This is a genomic window from Janthinobacterium sp. TND4EL3 (assembly GCF_900156175.1).
In the GTDB taxonomy this organism is placed as follows: Bacteria; Pseudomonadota; Gammaproteobacteria; order Burkholderiales; family Burkholderiaceae_D; genus Janthinobacterium.
In genome coordinates this window covers 1-2838 of the sequence record NZ_FTMV01000060.1, presented here as the reverse complement: position 1 = coordinate 2838, position 2838 = coordinate 1, and the positions used below count along the sequence as shown (strand labels likewise).

At 63.1% G+C, this 2838-nt stretch carries 2 protein-coding genes; both read right to left on the bottom strand.

The features are described from left to right. Positions 1–328: 328 nt before the first annotated feature. A complete protein-coding gene (gene istB / locus BXA07_RS29615; RefSeq protein WP_076573253.1) occupies positions 329–1063 on the bottom strand; it encodes an IS21-like element helper ATPase IstB in 735 nt (244 codons plus the stop codon). A gap of 10 nt (positions 1064–1073) precedes the next feature. Continuing rightward, entirely contained in the window at positions 1074–2612 is a 1539-nt protein-coding gene (gene istA, locus BXA07_RS29610) for an IS21 family transposase (protein ID WP_076573252.1), read from the bottom strand. Positions 2613–2838 lie beyond the last annotated feature (226 nt).

The following is a 2838-nucleotide window of genomic DNA, read 5'->3' as shown; positions in this document are numbered from 1 at the left end:
TGCGTATTCCACGCAAAGTGGCCACCCGTTCCACGGCAAAGTGGCCACCCAGTCCACGCCAAACTAGGCCACTCATTCCATGCCATGGCGGACAGTCGGAGCGTAGCGACGCGGGGGTGTGAGTTTTTACTATGATTGGCCGGTGCCGGTCAATCAATTTCAGGTATTCGGTGGGAGATTTCTGTAACGCTGGGATCGGCGTTAGCGGTGTGGGTGGCATCAGTCGCAGACTTGTCCACGGCGGCGGGCGTGGTCCCTACTCAGACCATGAACGCGCGCCGCGGTGGGCAAGTCGGGGCCGATAGTCGCGCCCCGCTGTGCAGCGAAATCAGTTCGGTTTGTCGTTCTTGCGCAGCGACTCACCGGACAGGTTGATCGAATGCGCCTGGTGCACCAAGCGGTCGAGGATGGCGTCGGCCAGCGTCGGATCGCCGATCGACTCATGCCACAGCGACTGGGGAAGCTGGCTGGTGATCACCGTTGATCCCGATTGATGGCGATCCTCGAAGATTTCCAGCAGGTCGCGGCGGCCTTCGTCGGTGAGCTTGGGCAGCGCCCATTCATCGATGACCAGCACCGCCGTCTTAGCCAGCTTCGCCAGGGTCTTGCTGTAGCTGCCGTCGCCGCGTCCGAGAGCCAAATCCGCGAGCAGGCGCGGCAGGCGCACGTACAAGGCGCTGTGCCCTTGCCGGCAGGCCTGGTTCGCCAGCGCGCAGGCCAGGAAGGTCTTGCCGACGCCGGTCGGGCCGCACAGCAGAACGTTCTGGTGGTCGGCGACCCAGCGGCCGGTCATCAGGCGGGCGAACAGGGCCCGGTCCAGTCCGCGTGGATGGCGGAAGTCGATGTCCTCGGGCGTGGCCGCCTGGCGCAGCTTGGCGCGCTTCAAACGCGCGCCGTTCTGACGTGATTCACGTTCGGCCAGTTCGGCGTCAACGAGCAGGCCAAGCCGCTCTTCGAACGTCAGTTGGCCAATCTCGGCATGCTGGTCTTGCTGGGCCAGCGCCTTGGCCATGCCGGCCAGGCGCAACTGGTGAAGCTTGTCATGGGTGGGATGATTCAACATGGTATTTCCTTCAATGATAGTAGTTGGGGCCGCGCACATTGGCGTGCTCGAATGGCAGGCTGATTTGGGTTGGCGCGCTCACCGGCTTGCGGTCCAGTCCATGCTTGAGGATCGACAGCAGGCTGCGGTAATGCGGCGTGCCCACGGCGATGGCGCGGTCGCATGCCGCTTCGAGCCGGTCGTCGCCGAACTCCTTGCCCATCCGTAAAATGCCCAGGCAGGCGCGATAGCCCTGCTGGGGATGGCGGCGCTGGCCCAACACGCTGGTGATGACGGCGCAGGTGTGCGGCCCGATACGCGCGGCCCAGTCGCTCAGGCGCTGCGGACTCCATCCCTTGACCGCCAGATGTGCTGCCGTCATGTGCGCGTCAATGGTCGTGTGGCGGCCTTTGAACGCGCTGCGCACATGGCTGGCAACCCGGCTGCCACGATGGAACAACTCGACGACCGAGACGGTCAGGCGCACGTCGACCTTCTCGCGCGCAAAGCGGTGCGGGACCGAGTAGTAGTGACCGCCGACGTCGACGTGATAGTCGATGCCGACGGTAGCTACTTTCCATTCGGCGTACTCGTAGCGCGTTGCCGGCAGGGCCTGCATGGCGGGCTTGTCGAGCTCATCGAACACCGATTGGCGGCAGCCTGGAAGTTTCTTGTATGGCCGCGTGTTCAACCTCACCAGCAAGGGCCGTATGCTGCGGTTCAGTTCATCGAGGCTGAAGAAGCGCTGGTTGCGCAGCCTGGCCAGTATCCATCGTTGCGCCAGCAATACCGCCGCTTCGGCTTTCGGCTTATCACGGGGCCGATATGGACGAGCAGGGAGCACCACGGCGCTGTAGTGCGAGGCCAGATCGCGGTAGGTCGGGTTCAGTTCCGGATCGTAGTAGCAGGGCCGGGTGACGCCGCTCTTGAGGTTGTCCGGCACAAGGGCATGAGGCGCCGCGTTCATGTATTCGAAGGCGCGCACATGGCTGCCTATCCAGTCGGGTAAGGACTGGCTCCAGGTCGCTTCGCAGAAGGTGTAGCTTGATGCCCCCATGGCGGCAACAAAGATGGCCGCTTCGCGTATTTCGCCGGTGTGGCGGTCGGTGACCGACACGGTGTTGCCGGCATAGTCGACGAACAGCCTGTCGCCCGGCGTATGGCTTTGACGCATCGTCACCGACAGCTTGCCGACCCAGCGCCGGTAGTGCTCGCAGAAGCCGCTGTACAGGTAACCGTCCGGGTGGCGCTCCTTGTACTCCTGCCACAACAGGTCCAGGGTTACGCCTTTGCGGCCCAGCTCCCTGTGCACCAGCGGCCAGTCCGGCAAGGGCCGGATCACGCCCGATGGTGCCGCCGGCGGATATAGCTTTGCCTCGAGCACCGCATTGTCCCAGTCGACCGGCAGCGGATAGCTTACGCCGGCAAGGTTGGCGCGGCGAATGATCTCGCCGACCGTGGTGCGCGACACGTCGACGATTCTTGCAATTTCCCTGATGCTGCGTCCGTCGTCCTGGCTCAACCTCAATATTTCAATAATATCTCGCATGGGTAACCTCCTATTTGCCATCAATTCCTCAGCAAAAATTGCCGAGGATGGCACAGTTACCCCGCGTGCTACGCTATTTCATGTCCGCCGACCGACCCACCAAAGGGTGGCCGGATTGCCGTGGAATCGGTGGCCGCTTTGCCGTGGAATGGGTGGCCGGATTGGCGTGGAATCAGTGGCCAGTTTGCCGTGGAATCGGTGGCCGCTTTCGCGTGGAATTGGTGGCCACTTTGCCGTGGAATACGCA